The sequence below is a fragment of the Halomonas stenophila genome (genome assembly GCF_014192275.1).
GTDB lineage: Bacteria > Pseudomonadota > Gammaproteobacteria > Pseudomonadales > Halomonadaceae > Halomonas > Halomonas stenophila.
On the sequence record NZ_JACHXR010000019.1, the window covers coordinates 22,112 to 41,109 of the forward strand.

The 18,998-nt window shown below is 69.3% G+C and carries 18 protein-coding genes and 1 pseudogene; 14 read left to right on the forward strand and 5 right to left on the reverse strand.

Features of this window, described 5'->3' with window-relative positions; translation table 11 throughout:
* Nucleotides 1-27: 27 nt before the first annotated feature.
* Both FHR97_RS19340 and FHR97_RS19345 read right to left on the reverse strand, forming a co-directional pair.
* The gene (locus FHR97_RS19340; RefSeq protein ID WP_183385432.1) at nt 28-2,874 is read right to left on the reverse strand and encodes an insulinase family protein; all 2,847 of its coding nucleotides are present in this window, start codon (nt 2,872-2,874) and stop codon (nt 28-30) included.
* On the reverse strand, nt 2,871-3,560 hold the full coding sequence (locus FHR97_RS19345; protein ID WP_183385433.1) for an SOS response-associated peptidase: 690 nt from the start codon (nt 3,558-3,560) through the stop codon (nt 2,871-2,873). The genes FHR97_RS19340 and FHR97_RS19345 overlap by 4 nt, the downstream gene beginning before the upstream one ends.
* 187 nt (nt 3,561-3,747) lie before the next feature.
* On the opposite strand from FHR97_RS19345, the gene FHR97_RS19350 reads away from it, so the two are divergent.
* Together FHR97_RS19350 and FHR97_RS19355 are read left to right on the forward strand one after the other, a co-directional pair.
* Nucleotides 3,748-4,365 (forward strand): TetR/AcrR family transcriptional regulator, encoded by a 618-nt coding sequence (locus FHR97_RS19350; protein ID WP_183385434.1) that lies wholly within the window; start codon nt 3,748-3,750, stop codon nt 4,363-4,365.
* 2 nt (nt 4,366-4,367) lie between these two features.
* The gene (locus FHR97_RS19355) at nt 4,368-5,066 is read left to right on the forward strand and encodes a 1-acyl-sn-glycerol-3-phosphate acyltransferase (RefSeq protein WP_246404138.1); all 699 of its coding nucleotides are present in this window, start codon (nt 4,368-4,370) and stop codon (nt 5,064-5,066) included.
* Nucleotides 5,067-5,068: 2 nt separating this feature from the next.
* On the opposite strand, the gene FHR97_RS19360 is transcribed toward FHR97_RS19355, so the two are convergent.
* Nucleotides 5,069-6,358, reverse strand: a complete 1,290-nt coding sequence (locus FHR97_RS19360; RefSeq protein ID WP_183385436.1) for an HlyC/CorC family transporter — start codon at nt 6,356-6,358, stop codon at nt 5,069-5,071.
* Between the two features lie 74 nt (nt 6,359-6,432).
* Nucleotides 6,433-7,233: a cytochrome C assembly family protein gene (locus tag FHR97_RS19365; RefSeq protein WP_183385437.1), complete on the reverse strand. Its 801-nt coding sequence runs from the start codon at nt 7,231-7,233 to the stop codon at nt 6,433-6,435.
* 220 nt (nt 7,234-7,453) lie between these two features.
* Here FHR97_RS19365 and ffh point away from each other — a divergent pair, with 220 nt between their 5' ends.
* From ffh to FHR97_RS20780, 12 genes are all read left to right on the forward strand, one after another.
* The gene (gene ffh / locus FHR97_RS19370) at nt 7,454-8,872 is read left to right on the forward strand and encodes a signal recognition particle protein (protein WP_183385438.1); all 1,419 of its coding nucleotides are present in this window, start codon (nt 7,454-7,456) and stop codon (nt 8,870-8,872) included.
* 216 nt (nt 8,873-9,088) lie between these two features.
* On the forward strand, nt 9,089-9,337 hold the full coding sequence (gene rpsP / locus FHR97_RS19375; protein WP_126483793.1) for a 30S ribosomal protein S16: 249 nt from the start codon (nt 9,089-9,091) through the stop codon (nt 9,335-9,337).
* 38 nt (nt 9,338-9,375) lie between these two features.
* Complete coding sequence (gene rimM / locus FHR97_RS19380; protein WP_183385439.1) at nt 9,376-9,927, forward strand: ribosome maturation factor RimM; 552 nt, start codon at nt 9,376-9,378, stop codon at nt 9,925-9,927.
* 17 nt (nt 9,928-9,944) lie between these two features.
* Nucleotides 9,945-10,706 (forward strand): tRNA (guanosine(37)-N1)-methyltransferase TrmD, encoded by a 762-nt coding sequence (gene trmD, locus FHR97_RS19385; RefSeq protein ID WP_183385445.1) that lies wholly within the window; start codon nt 9,945-9,947, stop codon nt 10,704-10,706.
* A 154-nt stretch (nt 10,707-10,860) separates the two neighbouring features.
* Complete coding sequence (gene rplS / locus FHR97_RS19390; protein WP_023005502.1) at nt 10,861-11,217, forward strand: 50S ribosomal protein L19; 357 nt, start codon at nt 10,861-10,863, stop codon at nt 11,215-11,217.
* Between the two features lie 119 nt (nt 11,218-11,336).
* Complete coding sequence (xerD, locus tag FHR97_RS19395) at nt 11,337-12,239, forward strand: site-specific tyrosine recombinase XerD (protein WP_183385440.1); 903 nt, start codon at nt 11,337-11,339, stop codon at nt 12,237-12,239.
* Between the two features lie 3 nt (nt 12,240-12,242).
* The gene (locus FHR97_RS19400; protein WP_183385441.1) at nt 12,243-12,968 is read left to right on the forward strand and encodes a DsbC family protein; all 726 of its coding nucleotides are present in this window, start codon (nt 12,243-12,245) and stop codon (nt 12,966-12,968) included.
* A 162-nt stretch (nt 12,969-13,130) separates the two neighbouring features.
* Nucleotides 13,131-14,447, forward strand: a complete 1,317-nt coding sequence (locus tag FHR97_RS19405) for a homoserine dehydrogenase (RefSeq protein WP_183385446.1) — start codon at nt 13,131-13,133, stop codon at nt 14,445-14,447.
* A 155-nt stretch (nt 14,448-14,602) separates the two neighbouring features.
* Nucleotides 14,603-15,991 carry a threonine synthase gene (gene thrC / locus FHR97_RS19410; protein WP_183385442.1) on the forward strand — a complete coding sequence of 463 codons (1,389 nt, stop codon included), beginning with the start codon at nt 14,603-14,605 and terminating at the stop codon, nt 15,989-15,991.
* A 66-nt stretch (nt 15,992-16,057) separates the two neighbouring features.
* The gene (locus FHR97_RS19415; RefSeq protein ID WP_183385443.1) at nt 16,058-17,863 is read left to right on the forward strand and encodes a DHH family phosphoesterase; all 1,806 of its coding nucleotides are present in this window, start codon (nt 16,058-16,060) and stop codon (nt 17,861-17,863) included.
* Nucleotides 17,864-18,252: 389 nt separating this feature from the next.
* Complete coding sequence (locus FHR97_RS20775) at nt 18,253-18,372, forward strand: YitT family protein (RefSeq protein WP_425486108.1); 120 nt, start codon at nt 18,253-18,255, stop codon at nt 18,370-18,372.
* Nucleotides 18,373-18,522 (forward strand): hypothetical protein, encoded by a 150-nt coding sequence (locus FHR97_RS20780; RefSeq protein ID WP_425486109.1) that lies wholly within the window; start codon nt 18,373-18,375, stop codon nt 18,520-18,522.
* A 74-nt stretch (nt 18,523-18,596) separates the two neighbouring features.
* Here the strand turns inward: FHR97_RS20780 and FHR97_RS19425 are convergent.
* A pseudogene (locus FHR97_RS19425) lies at nt 18,597-18,998 on the reverse strand (hypothetical protein); the annotation flags it as partial.

The following is an 18,998-nucleotide window of genomic DNA, read 5'->3' on the forward strand; positions in this document are numbered from 1 at the left end:
TTGGCCGGGCGCTTGCATCGGGGCGTATCAGTCGCCGCTGCCGTCACCGGGGGGCAGGGGAGGGAGGTCGTCCTTGAGCGCCATGATGTCGCTGGGGGGATCGCCGGGGTCATGGGTGATATGGACCACGGCGTCGTTGAGCAGGCCTGGCCAGGCGTCGCGCAGGGCCGCCGGGGTCACGGCCAGTACCCGCTCGGCGAGTCGCTGGCGCTCGTCGAAGGTGGTGTCGTCCATGGCCAGCGCTCGCCACAGCCGGTTGGTGCGCTCGGGCAGGCCGGTGTCGCGGCGCAGCAGGTCATCGTGTACCGCCTGGCGGTAGGGGGCCAGGGCCGCCTCGTCCAGCTCCTCGAGGCGTGCGCCGAAGGCCTCCAGGAAGGCGTCGATGCGGGACTGGATGGTGGTGCTGTCGGTGTCCGGGGACTGCACCAGCAGGCCGATGCCGGGGGCGTCGAGCAGCGGCCGATAGCCGGCGTTGACCACATAGCCCAGCTGCTGCTCGGTACGCAGCTGCTGGTAGAAGGGCGTCTCGAGCAGGCGGCCCAGCACCGCCAGCCGGGCCTGGCTGTCCAGCGAGCGGTCCGGGCCCTGCAGGTAGCGCATCACCAGGGATTCGTCCCGGGCGGTGTCCGGTGTCAGCTCGGGGAGGTCGCGACTGGCCTGCAGCGGGGTCAGGTCGGGAATGGCGCTCTCCGCCAGCTGTGGGGCCAGGGCCTCGGCGACCCGGCGTGCCTGCCGGGTCGCCGCCTCGCGGCCGAGGTTGCCCACCGCCATGGCCTCCAGGTGCAGGTCGCCGAGGAAGGCCTCGCGATAGTCGCGCAGCGCCCGGGCATCGACGTCCTCGAGGGCCGCCAGCAGGGCCTCGGTGGGCCACTGGGGGCGGATCAGTGTCTCGGCCAGGGTGCGGTCGGCCTGGCGGTAGAGGGATTCCTGGGGGGCGTTGCGCCACTCGCGCTGCAGCCGGTGGCGGACCCGCGCCACGCTGTCGGCGGCGATCTCGCCCTCGGTGAGCTGCTCGAGCACGCGCCCGATCAGGCGATCCTGGCGGTCACGCCACCCGGAGAACGACAGGGTGATGCCGCGGGCATGGGCGTAGGCCTCGAAGCCGTGTCCGGCTAGGCGTGCCGGATACAGCGCCCCGTTGAGGCTGTCCTGGAGCCAGCCGGCCAGCAGCCACGCCATGGCGGCCTGGCGGGCATCGCGGCCCGAGGCGGGATGCTGCAGGCTGAAGCGCCACTCCACCCGGGGCGTGTCGAAGCTGGCATCGTGCATGTGCCAGAAGGCGAACTCGGGCGCGTCGATCCGTTGCACCGGGGTGTCGTCCTGGCCGGCCAGCAGCGTCAGGTCCTCGGCGATATAGGGGTTGGGGGCGGGCAACTGCAGCCCGGCCAGCGGCTCGGCCGTCGTGTCGCGGCGGGGAGCGAGCGGTGTCCAGGGGGTGTCGAACCAGGGCGAGGTGCGCTCGCCTTCCACCTCGGGGCCCGCATACAGGCGCAGCATGTTGTCCGGCCGCAGGGCCGAGAGCCAGGTCTCGATCCGCGCCTCGTCGAAGGCGTCCATGCGGTAGGGCGCGTAGTTGACGTCCTCGAGGGGATAGTAGGCCAGGTTCATCGACAGGCCCATGGCATCCTGCAGCGGCGCGCCATGTTGCTGGAAGCGGAACTCCTGTTCGGCGAGCCGGGCCTGCTCGTCGTAGCGCCAGGCCTCGACGCCGTCGCGGCGGATGGCCGCGATGGCGTCGAACAGCGTCGCCTGGATGCGGGGGATGTGCTCGGCCCCGGCCGGCGTCAGGCTGATGTCGATGCGGAACAGCGCCTGGCGGCCGTCGCCGTGGGTCACCCCGGCGGAGAGGCCGTCGGCCCAGCCGGCCTCGCGCAGCACGTCCAGCAGGCTGCCGTCGCCCTCGTGACCCAGCAGGTTGGCGAGATAGCTGGCCGGCTTGTGACGATAGGCCGTCTGGGGATCCGGCACCGGGAAGTAGAAGGTCAACTGGCGACTGTCGCGCAGCGAGCGCAGCTCGGCGGCGGCGGGCAACTGCTCGGGGGTCACCAGGGGCGTGGCGATCTCCGGGCGGGACAACCCGCGGTCGGGGACGTCGGCGAAGCGCTCGCTGACCAGGGCAGTCAGTTCGTCCAGGGGCTGGGGGGCGACCACGGCCAGGTGCATGACATTGGCGCCGTAGTGGGAGCGGTAGAAGTCGATCACCCGCTCGCGCAGGTCGGGATCGCCCGCGGGACGTTCGGCCAGGGTGTCGCGGCTGCCCACCGAGAAGCCGGTGGTGGGGTGGGCCGGGTTGAGCAGTCGGTCGAGGACGTCATTGTGGCGGCGGGCCTCGTCGCGCTTGCGGGCCATGTACTCCGAGTGGACCACCTGGCGCTCGCTCTCGAGCCGGTCGGCGTTGAACAGCGGGTCGACGAAGAAGCGGCTGAAGCGGTCCAGGGCACCGGCCAGGGCGTCGGGCTCCACCGAGAAGAAGTAGTTGGTGTCGCGGGGGGCGGTGAAGGCGTTGTGCTGGCCGCCATGGCGGGACAGGAACCCCTGGTAGGCATCGGCCGCCGGGTAGGTCTCGGTCCCCAGGAACAGCATGTGCTCGAGGTAGTGCGCCAGGCCGGGCAGGTCCTCCGGGTCCTGGGCGCTGCCGACATCCACGTTCAGCGAGGCGGCGGCCTTGTCGGCCTCGGGGTCGCTGACCAGCAGGACGGTGAGGCCGTTCTCGAGGCTCAGCACGCGGTAGTCACGCTCGTCCGCCGGGCTGACGCGCGGCATGATCACGGCCTCGACGCTGTCCGTCTCCGGCTGGGCGGCGGCGAGCCCCGGCAGCAGCACTGGGACGAGGGCCAGCGAGGCGGCCAGGGGAATGCACAGTGGTCGGGTCATCGTCTCTCCTGTTCGGATGTCAGGCGCAGCATGGGGCCGATGGGGTGGGCGCAGGCGGCATCCTGGTTGCCGGGATCATTCACTCGTCTTGATACCGGAAAGGCGCCCAACAGTTCCCCGGGAGCCGGGGTCAGCAGGGCGCGCCGCTCCTCGGCGGGCGTGTCCGGGGCGAGCCAGCGCCCGGCATCGTCCGCCGCGATCACCGCCGGCAGGCGGTCGGTGAGGGGCGCCAGCAGGTCGTTGGTGGGCACCGTGATCAGGGCCAGGGAGTCCGCGTGCTCGGTCAGGCTGGTATGAAAGCGGCACCAGAGCCCGGCCAGCAGCAGCGGGCCGCGGTCGGTCCGGGTGACCAGGAAGGGTTGCTTGGCCCGGGGCTGCGCCTTCCAGACATAGACGCCGCCGGCGGGTACCAGGCAGCGTCGGGCCGCGAAGGCCTCGCGGAACATGGCGCGGGATTCCAGGGACTCGGCTCGGGCGCAGTGGGGCGCATGGTCGAGCACCTTGAGCCAGGGCGGCGTGAGCCCCCAGAAGGCACGGGCCAGGCGCAGGCGCCCGGCCTCGAGGCGGATCAGCGACAGCGCTCGACGCGGCGCCAGGTTCGCCCCGGTGATCGGCGTCTCGTCCACCGCCAGGCCCGGCAGCAGGCGGTCGAGGTCGAGCGGGGGGATATAGAGTCGGCCGGCCATGGAACCTCCGGAGAGATGGGGCGCCAGAGTAACCAAGAGCTCTCGCCGAGGAAAGCGCCGTTGCCGCTGGGCTTGCGTTGGTCCACAGGCACGATATGCTATCGGAAACAGTGTTCGACTGACGCGATATGGTACTGTGGGGTGGTCGATTGCCACCCCCTCCCTCCCCCGTTCCGCGAGGAATTCGATGGCTCGTCCCAGACAGCACGCCCCCGAGGCCCTTCATGCCCAGGTGATGGCCGCCTGTGACGCCTGGCTACAGGACCAGCCGGTGCATACGTTGTCCCTGCGCTCCCTGGCCCGGGACGTCGGCTGTGCGCCCAGTACCCTGCTCAAGCTGTACGGCAGTTTCGGCAATCTCCTGCAGCATGTGAACCTCGAGTCCCTGGCGCGCCTGCGCACCGCCATCGACCCGCTGCTCGACGAGCAGCTCCCGGAGGCGCGGCTCAAGGCCCTGGCGATGGCCTACTGGCAGTTCGCCAGGGATGACGCCTACCGCTGGCAGCTGCTGTTCGACTACCCCCTGGCCCAGGAGGGCGATCTGGACCGTCGCCAGAGCGACATGATCGAGGCGCTCTTCCTGCGGGTGGAAAACACCCTCAAGGAGTACCAGCCGGCCCTGGGAGACCTCGAGGCACGGCGGCTGGGGCGCACGCTCTGGGGCAGCGTCCACGGGCTCGTGCAACTGGGGCTCAACGAGCGCCTGGGCTACTGGCAGAGCGAGCCCCTGGAGGTGGACGAGCTCCTCGACCAGCTGCTCTCGACCCTGCTCGCCGGCCTGAAGGCGAGGCCCGGCGGCTCGTGACGCTGCTGCTGTGGGGGGCGCCGGCCGCCTTGCTGGCCGCCGGCTGCTGGCGGCTGGCGCGCGCCCCCCGGCCGGCCATCCGCCGGCTGGTGTTCTTCGTCGTGCACCTGCTCTACCGGTTGCGCTTTCGCGGCCGCCGGCATATTCCCGCCTACGGCCCCGCCCTGGTGGTCTGCAACCATGTCAGCTTCGTCGACGCCCTGGTGGTGGGCGGGGCCAGCCCACGCCCGCTGCGCTTCCTGATGGACCGGCCGATCTACGAGTCCCGGGGGCTGCACTGGCTGTTCAAGCTGGTCGGGGCGATTCCCGTGGATTCCGAGCGGCGGGACCCGGGCGAGCTGCGCCGGGCCCTGGCGCAGGTCAGCCAGGCCCTGCGCCAGGGCGAGGTGGTGATGCTGTTCCCCGAGGGGCGCCTGACGCCGGATGGCGAGGTCCAGCCCTTTCGTCGCGGCCTGGAACTGATCCTGGCCCGGGATGCGGTGCCGGTGGTGCCGGCGGGGCTGGCCGGGCTCTGGGGGTCATGGACCTCCAATCACGGCGGGCGGGCGCTGTCCAAGTGGCCGCGGCGCTTCCGGGCGCGGGTGGCTCTCTACTTCGGCGACCCCCTGCCCCCCGAGGCGGCGGCGCGTGACCGGGTCGAGGCGCGGGTCCGGGCGCTCAAGGCCGAGGCCGAGGCCGATGGCTGGGTCGCCGGGCGCTGAGTTCAGGCCTGGGCGGCCGCCACGGGGCGACGCAGCGCCTGCCAGCAGCGGGCCGAGGTGACCAGGTTGTCGCGCACCTCGAGGATCTCCATGCGAACCGCGCCGATCTGCAGGCAGGCCGGGCCGTCCGGGAAGGATTCCAGGTGCTCGAGGATCAGGCCATTGAGGGTCTTGGGGCCGTCGGTGGGCAGCTGCCAGCCCAGCGACTTGTTGATGTCGCGGATGTTGGCGGTGCCGTCGATGACGTGGCTGCCGTCCTCCTGGGGGTGGATCTCCCGGTCCTGGCCGGCCACGTCGGTGGTGAACTCGCCGACGATCTCCTCGAGGATGTCCTCCAGGGTCACCAGCCCCTCCACGTCACCGTACTCGTCCACCACGATGCCGATGCGGCGCTTCTGCTTCTGGAAGTTGAGCAACTGGGTGTGCAGGGGGGTGGACTCGGGGATGAAGTAGGGCTCGCGGGCCTCCTGGACGATGGCCGCCTTGGTCACCTCGCTCCGTGACAGGAAGCGCGCCGCATTGCGCAGGTGCAGCATGCCGATGATGTTGTTGATGTCGCCCTTGTAGATCGGCACCCGGGTGTGCTGGCTGGTACGGATCTGGGTGAGGATGTCCTCCAGGTCGTCGTCCAGGTCGATGCCCGCCACCTCGTGGCGTGGCACCATGATGTCATTCACCGTGACGTTCTCGAGATCGAGGATCGACACCAGCATGGCCTGGTGACGACGGGGGATCAGCGGCCCGGCCTCGTGGACCACGGTGCGCAGCTCGTCCCGGGTCAGGTTGTCGCCGCCGGCCTCCAGGGTCTTCACGCCGAGCAGGCGCAGCAGGCCGTTGGAGATGGCATTGACCAGCCAGACCAGCGGGTAGAGCAGCTTGAGCAGCGGCTCCAGCACCAGCGAGGCCGGGTAGGCGATGCGCTCGGGCTTCACCGCGGCATAGGTCTTGGGGGTGACCTCGGCGAAGATCAGGATCACGATGGTCAGGATCAGTGGCGCCACGGCGGGGCCGGTCACTTCGCCGAAATAGTGGATGGCCAGCACCGTGGCGATCGCCGCCGCCAGGTTGTTGACCAGGTTGTTGCCGATCAGGATCACGCCGATCAACCGGTCCGGGCGGCTCAGCAGGCGCATCACGCGCCGGGCCCGACTCTCGCCGCTGTTGGCCCGGTGGCTCAGGCGATAGCGGTTGATCGACATCATGCCGGTCTCGGAACTCGAGAAGAAGGCGGAAAGGCAGATGAGCAGCAGCAGCAGGCCGAACAGCAATCCCAGAGGGAAGTCGTCGCTCAAGTCGAAGGGTCCTCAATCGCGTATCAGGCTCGAGTTGTAGGGATTGGGCCCCACGGTGTCAAGGATCACCGGCCTCAGCCGCGGCCGAGCAGCACCTCGAGGACGAACTTGGTGCCGAAGTAGGCGAGCAGCAGCGCCAGGTAGCCGCCCAGCGTCCAGCGCACCGCGCGCATCCCGCGCCAGCCCAGCCAGTGATGGCCGGCCAGCAGGGTGGCGAAGAGCACCCAGGCGATCAGCGACAGGACCGTCTTGTGGACCAGGTGCTGGGCGAACATGCTGTCGACGAACGCGAAGCCGCTGGCGATCGACAGGGTCAGCAGCGCCATGCCGGCCCAGATCAGCTCGAAGAGGATGCGCTCCATGGTGGTCAGTGGCGGCAGCGACTGGACCACGCCGCGGATATGGTGGTGGCGCAGCGCCTGGTTCTGCACGCCGAGCAGGATCGCCTGGACGGCGGCGATGGCCAGCAGCGCGAAGGCCAGCGCCGAGCTCAGGGCGTGCAGGGCGATGCCGGGGGTCATGCCCGTGGCGCGCTCCGGGCTCGGCAGCTCGGTGGCCAGCAGCAGGGTCAGGCCGGCCACGGGGAACAGGCCGGCGGCGACATTGAGCACCGGCTTGAACAGGCTGACGACGAGCAGCATCAGTACCGCCAGGGCGCTGACCAGCACGGCGCTGGTGGACAGGCCCGGCAGCAGCGACTGGCCCCGGTCGAGCAGGCCGATGGCCAGCGGCAGGTGGAAGAGCAGGCCCAGCGCGCCGAAGCTGCGCACCAGGGCGGCCCGCGGCGGCACCCGTCGGGCCAGGCTCAGCGCCTGCCAGGAGGCGGCCGCGATGTAGAGGATGAAGGCCATGATGGCAAGGGGGAGCGCGTGCATCGATTGCTGTCCGTGCGCCTTCGCCAGCGCCTGACGAGGTGGAATGGAGCGGCCACTATACCGAATCCTCCCCGCGGCGCACAGCCGGGCGCGGCGCTCGCGGCATGGAGACTCGCGGCCACAAGGCGTATAATTTTCGGCCATTGCAGGAAAACCCCACGCCCGTGTCGGCACGGACCATTCCGGCGGTTTTCCCGGCCATCGTTTGCGGAGAGGCCCCATGTTCCAGAATCTCAGCGATCGTCTGTCCCAGACGCTCAAATCGATCAAGGGTCAGGCGCGCCTGACCGAGGACAACGTCAAGGACACCCTGCGCGAGGTGCGCCGTGCCCTGCTGGAGGCGGATGTCTCCCTGCCGGTGGTCAAGGCGTTCATCGACCGGGTGCGCGAGCGCGCCGTGGGCCAGGAGGTGTCGAAGAGCCTCTCCCCGGGCCAGCAGTTCGTCAAGATCGTCCAGCAGGAGCTCGAGGCGATCATGGGCGAGGCCAACGAGGGCCTGACCCTGAAGAGCGCACCCGCGGTGGTGTTGATGGCCGGCCTGCAGGGCGCGGGCAAGACCACCTCCGTGGCCAAGCTGGCGCGCTACCTGCGCGAGCGCGAGAAGAAGAAGGTACTGGTGGTCTCGGCGGACGTCTATCGGCCGGCGGCCATCGACCAGCTGGAGACCCTGGCCGGCGAGGTGGGGGTCGACTTCTTCCCGTCGCGCAGCGACCAGCAGCCGGTGGCCATCGCCGAGGCGGCGATCAAGCACGCCAGGATCCAGTTCCACGACGTGGTGCTGGTCGATACCGCCGGCCGGCTGGCCATCGACGAGGCCATGATGGCCGAGATCCAGGCGCTGCATCGGGCCGTGCCCCCCGACGAGACGCTGTTCGTGGTCGACGCCATGACCGGCCAGGACGCCGCCAATACCGCCAAGGCCTTCCACGAGGCGCTGCCGCTGACCGGGGTGATCCTCACCAAGGCCGACGGCGACGCCCGCGGCGGCGCGGCCCTGTCGGTGCGCCACATCACCGGCAAGCCGATCAAGTTCATGGGCGTGGGCGAGAAGGTCGATGCCCTGGAGCCCTTCCACCCGGACCGCGTGGCCTCGCGCATCCTCGGCATGGGCGACATGCTGTCGCTGATCGAGGAGGCCGAGCGCACCGTCGACAAGGGCAAGGCCGAGCAACTGGCCAAGAAGGTCAAGAAGGGCGACGGCTTCGACCTCGAGGACTTCCGCGACCAGCTCCAGCAGCTCAAGAAGATGGGCGGCATGGGCGGGCTGCTGGGCAAGCTGCCCGGCATGGGCCAGATGGCCGAGATGGCCCAGGGGCCGGGGCCCGAGAAGGAGATGGGCAAGCTCGAGGCGCTGATCAACTCGATGACGCCCCAGGAGCGCCGCAAGCCGGAGATCATCAACGGCTCGCGCAAGCGCCGCATCGCCGCCGGCGCCGGCCTGCAGGTGCCCGACCTCAATCGTCTGCTCAAGCAGCACAAGCAGATGCAGAAGATGATGAAGAAGGCCGGCAAGAAGGGCGGCATGCAGAAGATGATGCGTGGCATGTCCGGCATGATGGGCGGCGGCGGCCCCGGCGGCCCCGGCGGCCCCGGCGGTCCGGGAGGCATGGGTGGCCCGGGCGGCATGCCGTGGCGCTGAGGCGGCCGGCGATGGCCCCTCGGGGCTAAAAAGGTTTCCAAGCCGGGGAGATTTCCGTAGAATGCGGCGTCTTCACTGGCAGGACCGCGATGTGTCGCGGTCATCGTCGTGACCGAACGACCCGGCGGCGAGCCTCCGGCTCGCGGTCGAATTGCTTGTCGAGGGCGCAGGCCCCGACCGACAACCTCCGTAACTCAACCGAAGGACAGTCAACGCATGGTTACCATTCGTCTGGCACGTGGTGGCGCCAAGAAGCGTCCCTTCTACCACCTGACCGTGACCGATTCCCGCAAGTCGCGCGACGGTCGTTTCATCGAGCGTCTGGGCTTCTTCAACCCGGTGGCCCGTGGCCAGGAAGAGCGTCTGCGCATCGACCTCGACCGCATCAGCCACTGGCAGGAGCAGGGCGCCCAGCTGTCCGGCCGCGTCGCCGAGCTGGTCAAGGAAGCCCGCAAGCAGGCCTGAGTGCCTGACGCGCCCGAATGTCTGACGCAGGATCGCCGATGAGCGCAAGCGCCGAGCGATGCCCGGCCGACGATCACGTGGTGCTGGGCAAGCTGACCAGCCCCTACGGCGTCAAGGGCTGGCTCAAGGTGTATTCGTACACCAGTCCCATGGAAGGCATCCTCGACTACGACGCCTGGGTGCTGCGTCATCAGGGACGCCTGGTCCGCTATCGTCTCGCCCAGGGGCGCCCCCATGGCAAGGGCCTGGTGGCCCACCTCGAGGGGGTCGACGGGCGTGAACAGGCCGAGGCCCTGGCCGGTGCCGAGATCCTGCTGCCCAAGGCCGAGCTGCCCGAACTCGACGGCGACGACGAGTTCTACTGGTATCAGCTCGAGGGCCTGAGGGTGGTGACCGACGGCGGCGTGCCGCTGGGGCGTATCAGCTACCTGTTCGAGACCGGCGCCAACGACGTCATGGTCGTCAAGGGACGCGACGGCGACGCCGTCGACAGCCGCGAGCGGCTGCTGCCCTTCCTGCCCGGCGAGGTCGTGCGGGACGTGGACCTCGAGGCCGGCGTGATGACCGTCGACTGGGATCCGGAGTTTTGAGCCGGAGCGACGCGGCGATGTGGATCGGCGTGGTGTCGCTGTTTCCCGAGATGTTCGAGGCCCTGACGGGGCAGGGCGTGACGGGCAGGGCGGTGGAAAAGGGGCGCATCGCCCTGGAGTTCTGGAACCCCCGGGACTATGCCACCGACCGGCATCGCACCGTGGACGACCGCCCCTATGGCGGCGGCCCGGGGATGCTGATGAAGGTCGATACCCTGCGCTCGGCCATCCACGACGCCCGCGCGCGGGCCGAGGAGGCCACCGGGCGGTGCCCGAGGGTGATCTATCTGTCCCCCCAGGGGCGGCGGCTGGATCAGCATGGCGCGCGGGAACTGGCGGAAGGCCCCCCGCTGGTGGTGGTGGCCGGACGCTACGAAGGCATCGATGAGCGGGTAGTGGAAGCCGACATCGATGAGGAGTGGTCGATCGGCGACTATGTGCTGAGCGGCGGCGAGCTGCCGGCCATGGTACTGATCGATGCCGCGGCAAGGCTGGTCCCCGGGGTGCTGGGGCATCAGGATTCCGCGCTCGAGGACTCCTTCAACGACGGACTGCTGGACTGTCCGCACTATACTCGCCCCGAGGTCATCGACGGGCGGCGGGTGCCGGAGGTCCTGCTCAGCGGTCACCATGGCGCCATCCGGCGCTGGCGGCTGAAGCAGTCCCTGGGGCGAACCTGGCTCAGGCGGCCCGACCTGCTGGAAGGCAGGACGTTGACGGCCGAGCAGCAGGCCTTGCTCAAGGAGTTCATCGAGGAATACGCGCTGTCCACCAGGTAGGTCAGGGCGGAGGTGCAGGACGTGCCCTGAGGGGCGGCGGACCTGTGTCACCAACAGGACTCCCGCGCCTCGATTCGCTCGAGCGCCGGGATCACGACTCGCCGGCCAGCAACCGGACCGGCGCGTCAATGAATGTTATCGAGGAGTTATCGTCATGAGCAGCAAGAACAAGGTGATCCAGGCGCTCGAAGCCGAGCAGATGAGCAAGGAAGTCCCCGCCTTCGCCCCGGGCGACACCGTGGTCGTCCAGGTCAAGGTCAAGGAAGGCAACCGCGAGCGCCTGCAGGCGTTCGAGGGCGTGGTCATCGGCAAGCGCAACCGCGGCCTGAACTCCGCCTTCACCGTGCGCAAGATCTCCCACGGTGTCGGCGTCGAGCGGACCTTCCAGACCTACAGCCCGCTGGTCGACTCCATCAGCGTCAAGCGTCGCGGTGACGTGCGCCAGGCCAAGCTGTACTACCTCCGCGAGCGCAGCGGCAAGTCCGCCCGCATCAAGGAAAAGCTGGCCTGAGGCAGGCGCCCGCCGGCATGCGGTGACGTGGCGTCCTAGCCCGCATCGACAGCGAAACCCCGTCACCGCGACCGCGGGGCGGGGTTTCGTCGTTCCGGGCCCCTGCACGGAGGAGTGCCATGACGGCCAAGCCTGATGACCAGGCCTTGATCGACGCCTTCCTCGACGGCCTCTGGCTGGAGCAGGGCGTCAGTGACAACACCCTGGTGGCCTACCGCCGCGACCTTCTCGCCTGGGTGGCCTGGCTGGCGGAGCAGCACGAGGAACTGCTGGCGCCCGGGCCCATGACCCTGACGGCCTGGCTCGAGAGCCGCCGCGAGGCCGGTTACCAGCTGCGCAGCAACGCCCGGCTGCTCTCCAGCCTGAGGCGGTTCTATCGCTGGGCCCTGGCCGAGCAGCGTATCGGCCAGGATCCGCTGGCCGAGGTGCGCCTGCCCCGGGTCAGGCCCTCGTTGCCCGATACCCTGGAGGAGGCCGAGGTCGAGCGGCTGCTCGAGGCCCCCGATCTCGACACCGACCTGGGAATGCGCGATCGGGCCATGCTGGAGGTGCTCTACGGCGCCGGCCTGCGGGTCTCCGAACTGGTGGGCCTGACCACCGATGCCCTGAACCTGCGCCAGGGGGTGGTCCGGGTCCGCGGCAAGGGCGACAAGGACCGGCTGGTGCCGCTGGGCGAGGAGGCCGTGGACTGGGTGTCACGCTACCTGCGCACCAGCCGTGGCGCCCTGATGCACGATATCACCCGCCCGGCACTGTTCCCCGGGCGCGGCGATGCCTGCCTGACCCGCCAGGCCTTCTGGCACCGCATCAAGGCCCACGCCCGCGCCGCCGGCATCGACCGGCCGCTCTCGCCGCATACCCTGCGGCACGCCTTTGCCACCCACTTGTTGAATCATGGGGCCAATCTGCGTGTCGTACAGCTGCTGCTGGGCCACAGCGACCTCTCGACCACGCAGATCTACACCCATGTGGCGCAGGTCCGGCTCGAGGCCCTGCACGCTGACCATCATCCCCGAGGCTGAATCATGAGAGTATCGACCCTAGTCTTCGTCGCCGCCCTGGCATTGCCCATCCTGGCCCAGGCCGATGCCGCCGAACGCCTGGCCGAGCGGCTCGAGGTCAATGGCCAACGCATGCCGGTGGAGCAGGTGGAGGAGACGCCGCTGGCCGGCTTCTTCCAGGTGCGCCTGGCAACCGGCGAGACCTTCTACACCGATGCCACGGGCGACTACTTCCTGGTCGGCGACCTCTACGAGAACGCCGAGGGCGGGCTGGTCAACCTCACCGAGCAGGCCCGCAACGCCGAGCGTGCTGCGCGCCTCGCCGAGATCCCGGAGGCGGAGCGGGTGATCTTTCGCAGTACCGTCGAGCCCCGCGCCCGGCTGGTGGTGTTCACCGATACCACCTGCCCCTATTGCCGGCGGCTGCACGAGGAAGTGCCGCGGCTCAACGAGATGGGTATCGAGGTGGACTACCTGGCCTTCCCGCGGTCGGGCATGAACTCGCCCGGTGCCCGGCAGATGCAGCGGGTCTGGTGCGCCGCCAACCCCAGCGAGGCGATGTCGGCCGCCAAGCGCGATGTCGCCCTCGAGGGCGACGCAGACTGCGACAATCCGGTCGAGGAACAGTATCATCTGGGCATGGAACTCGGTGTCCAGGGGACACCGGCCATCGTCCTGCCCGATGGACGCCTGGTGCCCGGCTACGTGCCGGCGGAGCGCCTGGCCGCCATGCTTGGACTGAACGACTGAACGACTGAACGACTGAACGACTGAACGACTGAACGACTGAACGACTGAACGACTGAACGACTGAACGACTGAACGACTGAACGCCGCGCCGACGAGCGCCGGCGGCGGGCCCCCAGGGGCCTCCATTATGCTGAGACACACGCCAGACGAGGGGGAATGACATTGAAACCGGTGAGAGTGGGAATCTGTGGCCTGGGCACCGTCGGGGGCGGGACCTTCAACGTGCTGACACGCAACGCCGACGACATCGCCCGTCGTGCGGGGCGGCCCATCGTGATCGAGCAGGTGGCCTACCGCACGCCCAACCCCGAGTGTGACGTCACCGGCATCAAGACCACCCAGGACGTCTTCGAGGTGGCCTCCAATCCCGACATCGACGTCGTCGTCGAACTGATCGGTGGCTATGACGTGGCTCGCGACCTGGTGCTCACCGCCATCGAGAACGGCAAGCACGTGGTCACCGCCAACAAGGCGCTGATCGCGGTGCACGGCAACGAGATCTTCCAGGCGGCCCACGAGAAGGGCGTGATCGTGGCCTTCGAGGCGGCGGTGGCCGGCGGCATCCCGGTGATCAAGTCGCTGCGCGAGGGCCTGGGCGCCAACCGCATCGAGTGGCTGGCCGGCATCATCAACGGCACCGGCAACTACATCCTCACCCACATGCGCGACGAGGGCCGGGCCTTCGAGGACGTGCTCGCCGAGGCCCAGGCGCTGGGCTATGCCGAGGCCGACCCGACCTTCGACGTGGAAGGCATCGATGCCGCCCACAAGCTGACCATCCTGGCCTCCATCGCCTATGGCGTGCCGCTGCAGTTCGAGAAGGCCTACACCGAGGGCATCTCCCGGGTGACCGCCGAGGACGTCGAGCAGGCCGACAACCTGGGCTACATCATCAAGCACCTGGGCATCTCCAAGCGCACCGAGGCGGGCCTCGAGCTGCGCGTGCATCCGACCCTGATTCCCAAGGAGCGGCTGCTGGCCAACGTCCACGGCGTCAAGAACGCCATCGCCGTGATGGGCGACGCCGTGGGCCCGACCCTCTACTACGGCGCCGGCGCCGGCGCCGAGCCCACCGCCTCGGCGGTGGTGGCCGACGTGCTCGACGTGGCCCGGGACATCACCACCGACCACCACTACCGGGTGCCCTACCTGGCCTTCAGCGGCATCGGCGAGAACGCCGACCAGCCGCCGATCCTGGCCATGGAGGAGATCAGCACCGCCTACTACCTGCGCCTGCTGGCGGTGGACCGTCCCGGCGTGCTGGCCCGGGTGGCGACCATCCTCTCCGAGGAGGGCATCTCCATCGAGGCGCTGATCCAGAAGGAGGCCACCGAGGGCGAACTGGTGCCGATCATCCTGCTGACCCATCGCACCCGCGAGAAGCACATGAACGAGGCGATCCGCAAGATCGAGTCGATGGCCGACATCGCCGGCTCGGTGACGCGGATTCGCGTCGAGTCGCTGGACGAGAACGAATAACCCAAAGAGGGAAGATGTAAGACGTAAGAGGGAAGGGCCAGGAAAGGGGAGAGGTGCGGCAGTTCGGGCTTCCTTCCTTCTTCGAGGCGCGGAGCGCCGTTCTTCTCTCTTCAAGCGGCGAAGCCGCGCTCTTCTTTCGGGTAAGGGATCAGAGAATGCGCTATATCAGTACCCGCGGGCAGGCGCCCGCGCTGTCCTTCGAGGAGGTCGTGCTCACCGGCATGGCCAGCGACGGTGGCCTCTATGTGCCGGAGAGGATTCCCCGGTTCACCACCGATGAGCTCGCCGACATGGCCGGGCTCCCTTACGCCGAGATCGCCTTCCGGGTGATGCGGCCCTACGTGGGCGGCGAGATCGACGACGACACCTTCCGGACCATCGTCCGCGACGCTTATGCCACCTTCAGCCACGACGCCGTGGTGCCGCTCAACCAGCTCGACGCCAGCCACTTCCTGCTCGAGCTGTTCCATGGGCCGACGCTGGCCTTCAAGGACGTGGCGCTGCAGCTGCTCGGCCGGATCCTCGATCACTTCCTGAAGAAGCGTGGCGAGCGTGCGGTGATCATGGGGGCCACCTCCGGCGACACCGGCTCCGCCGCCATCGAGGGCTGCCGTCACTGCGACAACCTCGACATCTTCATCCTGCATCCGCACCAGCGGGTCTCGGAGGTGCAACGCCGCCAGATGACCACGGTGCTGGCCGACAACGTCTTCAACGTGGCCATCGAGGGCAACTTCGACGACGCCCAGGCCATGGTCAAGGCCAGCTTCGCCGATCAGGGCTTCCTGAACGGCACCCGGCTGGTGGCGGTGAACTCGATCAACTGGGCGCGCATAATGGCCCAGATCGTCTACTACGTGGCCTCCGCCGTGGCGCTGGGCGCGCCGCAGCGGCCGGTGAACTTCTGCGTCCCCTCTGCCAACTTCGGCAACGTCTTCGCCGGCTACATGGCCCACCGCATGGGCCTGCCGGTGGAGCGCTTCGTGATCGCCACCAACGCCAACGACATCCTGCACCGGACGCTGGCCGACAACGACTTCTCCAAGCGCGACCTGGTCGCCACCCTGGCGCCGTCCATGGACATCGTGGTGTCGTCGAACTTCGAGCGCCTGCTGTTCGAGGCCTACGAGCGCGATGGCGACGCCGTTCGCGAGTTGCTCGAGCGCTTCCAGAGCGAGCCCGCGGCGCTGGCCGAGGCGCCGCTGTCGCGGCTGCGCGAGCGTTTCGTCAGCCACAGCGTCGATGACGCTACCATCCTGGAGGTGATCCGCGAGGCGCATCACCGTACCCAGGAGATCCTCGACCCGCACACCGCCACGGGTTATCGCGCCGCCGAGTGCGAGCGCGGCGAGCCCGGAGTGCCGATGGTGACGCTGGCCACCGCCCACCCGGCCAAGTTCGCCGAGGCCGTGGTCAAGGCCGGCTTCCCCGGCGTGCCGCTGCCGCCGCACATGGACGACCTGCTGGAGCGCGAGGAGCGCTACACGGTGCTGACGGCGGAACTCGCCGAGGTGCAGAAGTTCGTCGCCGAACAGCGTCGCTGAGGCATCGCCCGTCCCCCCGAGACGCCCGGTACGCCGGGCGTCTTGCCGTCACGCCCCGGAGAGCCCGTGGATATCGCATCGCCCCCGTCCGTTCCCGCCGCCTCGCTCAAGCCACGCATCCTGCCACGTCCCCGGGACGCGGCCGTCGAGGCCCGTGCCCTGGCGGAGGGGCTCACGCCGCTGCAGGCTCGGGTGCTGGCCGGCCGATTGCCCGGCCATACCGGCGAGCTCGCACCGCTGGTCTCGCCGAGCCTGCGTCACCTGGCGCACCCCGAGCGGCTCAAGGACGCCCGCCGCGCCGCCGAGCGCATCGCCCAGGCGGTGGTCGAGGGCGAGCATATCGGCATCCTCACCGACTACGACGTGGACGGCATCACCTCCCATGTGGTGATCCGGCGCACCCTGCACGAGCTGTTCGGGGTGCCCGAGTCGCGGCTGCACAGCCTGATCGGCCATCGCATTCATGACGGCTACGGCATCAGCCTGCCGCTGGTGGAACGCACCCTGAAGCTCTCGCCACGGCCGAGTGTGGTGATCACCGCCGACTGCGGCAGCTCCGACGAGCCGCGCATCGCAAGGCTCAGAGAGGCCGGCATCGACGTGGTGGTCAGCGACCACCATGCGCTGCCGGTGGAGGGGCCCCCGGCCTCGGCCTATGCCACCGTCAATCCGACCCGCGAGGACTGCGACTACCCCGACCCGACCATCGCCGGCTGCATGGTCGCCTGGCTGGTGATGTCGCTGGCCCGCGGCGTGCTGATCGAGTGGGGCGTGCTGCCGGGCGCCACGCCCAAGCTCTCGCCCTGGCTGTCCTACGTGGCGCTGGGCACGGTGGCGGACTGCGTGTCGCTCGGCGGCAGCGCCGCCAATCGCGCGGTGGTGGCCCAGGGGCTGACCCTGATCAACCGCATGGAGGCGGCCTGCTGGCGAGCCATGGCCGAGCGGCTGGGCGCCGACAGCGTGCCCTTCGATGCCGAGACCCTAGCCTTCCAGATGGGCCCGCGCATCAACGCCCGCTCGCGGCTGGACGATCCCTACGCCGCCCTGCACTTTATGCTCGCCACCGATGACGCCACGGCGGCGCGCCACCTGGAGACGCTGGATCAGGACAACCAGTCGCGCAAGGCCATCGAGGCGGAGATGACCGAGCAGGCCAAGGTGCTGGCGATGCCCCAGCTCGCCGCCGACGCCCCGGCACTGGTGGTGTTCCTCGAGGAGGGACATCCCGGCGTGCAGGGCATCGTGGCCTCGCGCCTGGTGCAGGCCTACGGCCGGCCGACCCTGGTGCTCACCCCGGCGGCCCAGCCGGGCATGCTCACCGGCTCCGGCCGCTCCATCGAGGCGCTGCACCTGCGCGATGCCCTGCAGCGTACCTTCGAGCTGGCGCCACAGGCGCTGCCCCGCTTCGGCGGACACCGTGGCGCCGCTGGGGTGGGCGTGCCGCGGGAGGCGCTCGAAGCCTTCCGCGAGGCCTTCCTGCGGGCCGTGGGGGAGCAGCTGGGCGACGCCGAGCTCGGCCCACGGGTGTTCACCGATGGCGAGCTCGCCGCGGACCAGCTGGCCCTGTCGACCCTGGACGAGCTCGAGGCCCTGGGGCCCTATGGCCGGGAGTTCGACGCGCCGCTGTTCGAGGGAAGCTTCCTGGTGGAGCGGCTGCGTCCGGTGGGCGCCGACGGCAGCCATTTGATGCTCGAGCTGTCAGCCGGCGCCGGCGCCGTGCGGGCGATCTGGTTCCGGGCGCTGACGCCGGGGGAGGTGCCGGCCTTCGGCGTCGGCGACCGGCTGCACTGTGCCTTCAAGCTCAATCGCAACCGCTGGCGGGGGCGCGAATCCCTGCAGTTGATGATCGAGCACGCCGAGCCCCTGGGCTGAGCCTGATTGACTGCGGCGCAACTGGCGCCGGGTAACCGCCGGCCACCCATCCCGCTCGCGAAGGACACCCCATGGCCCCCCAGGCGCTGCCCGGCGACCCGCTGACGTTCGCCGAAATCTTCTGGCCATGCTGCTGGGGACTTGGTGCGTGGCCCCCGGCGCCACTGCTATACCGCGGCGACGCTGCTCACGGGCAGCACCGCCGGCATGGCGCTGCTGCAGTGCGGTACCGGCTGGAGCTTCGGGCAGCTGTTCTTCCTGATCAACCTGCCGTTCTATGCCCTGGCGATCCGCCGGATGGGCTGGATTCACCCTGCGTACCTTCGTGGCCATCGGCCTGGTCTCGCTGGATCGCGATCGACCAGCTGCAGCCACTGTATGCGGCCCTGATGGGCGGCAGCCTGATCGGCCTGGGCATGCGGGTGCTGTTCCGCCACCGTACCAGCCTCGGGGGCATCAATATCCTCGCGCTCTTCCTGCAGCAGCGCCATGGCTGGCGCGCCGGCTAGGTGCAGCTGGGCATCGATGGGGGGATCCTGCTGGTGGCCTTCTTCATGCTCCCCCTGGACCGGGTGGCGCTGTCGGTTTTCGGCGCCTTGGCCCTGAACATGATCATCGCCCTGAACCACAAGCCGGGGCGCTACCTGGGCGTCAGCTGAGCGCAGGGACGCCCCCGGGGCAGGCCGCGTGATCGAGGACTGCGACCCCCATGCAGGAGGGTCGTCGTCCCGCCTTATCCCATGGCGGCGGCACGCTGCTGCCGATACGCCGCCATCTCGACCCGACCGAGCCTCGGCGTGAGCCGGCACTGTTGCTGCTGCCAGGGGTAGTCCATCTGGGCCTTGAGCAGGGCAGCCCCCTCTCCCTCTTTCCAGGCCTCGATATCGAGATCACGCCAGTAACGCGGGTCGCGACCCGTCTTGCGATCCTGCGCTGCGGTCACGGGTTCATGGTCACGGAAGGGCTCGAGGCGTGGTACATCGGGCAGCGGCTGGGAGACATCCATATAGCGTTGCAGCATATCCCACTGGGCGTGCACCTCCTGCTTGTGCGTTACCGTCTGACTGAATGAGGTATGGTGGAACTCTTTCCCCGTGTAGCGATGTACCAGCATCAACTTGTAGAACACCCCGCC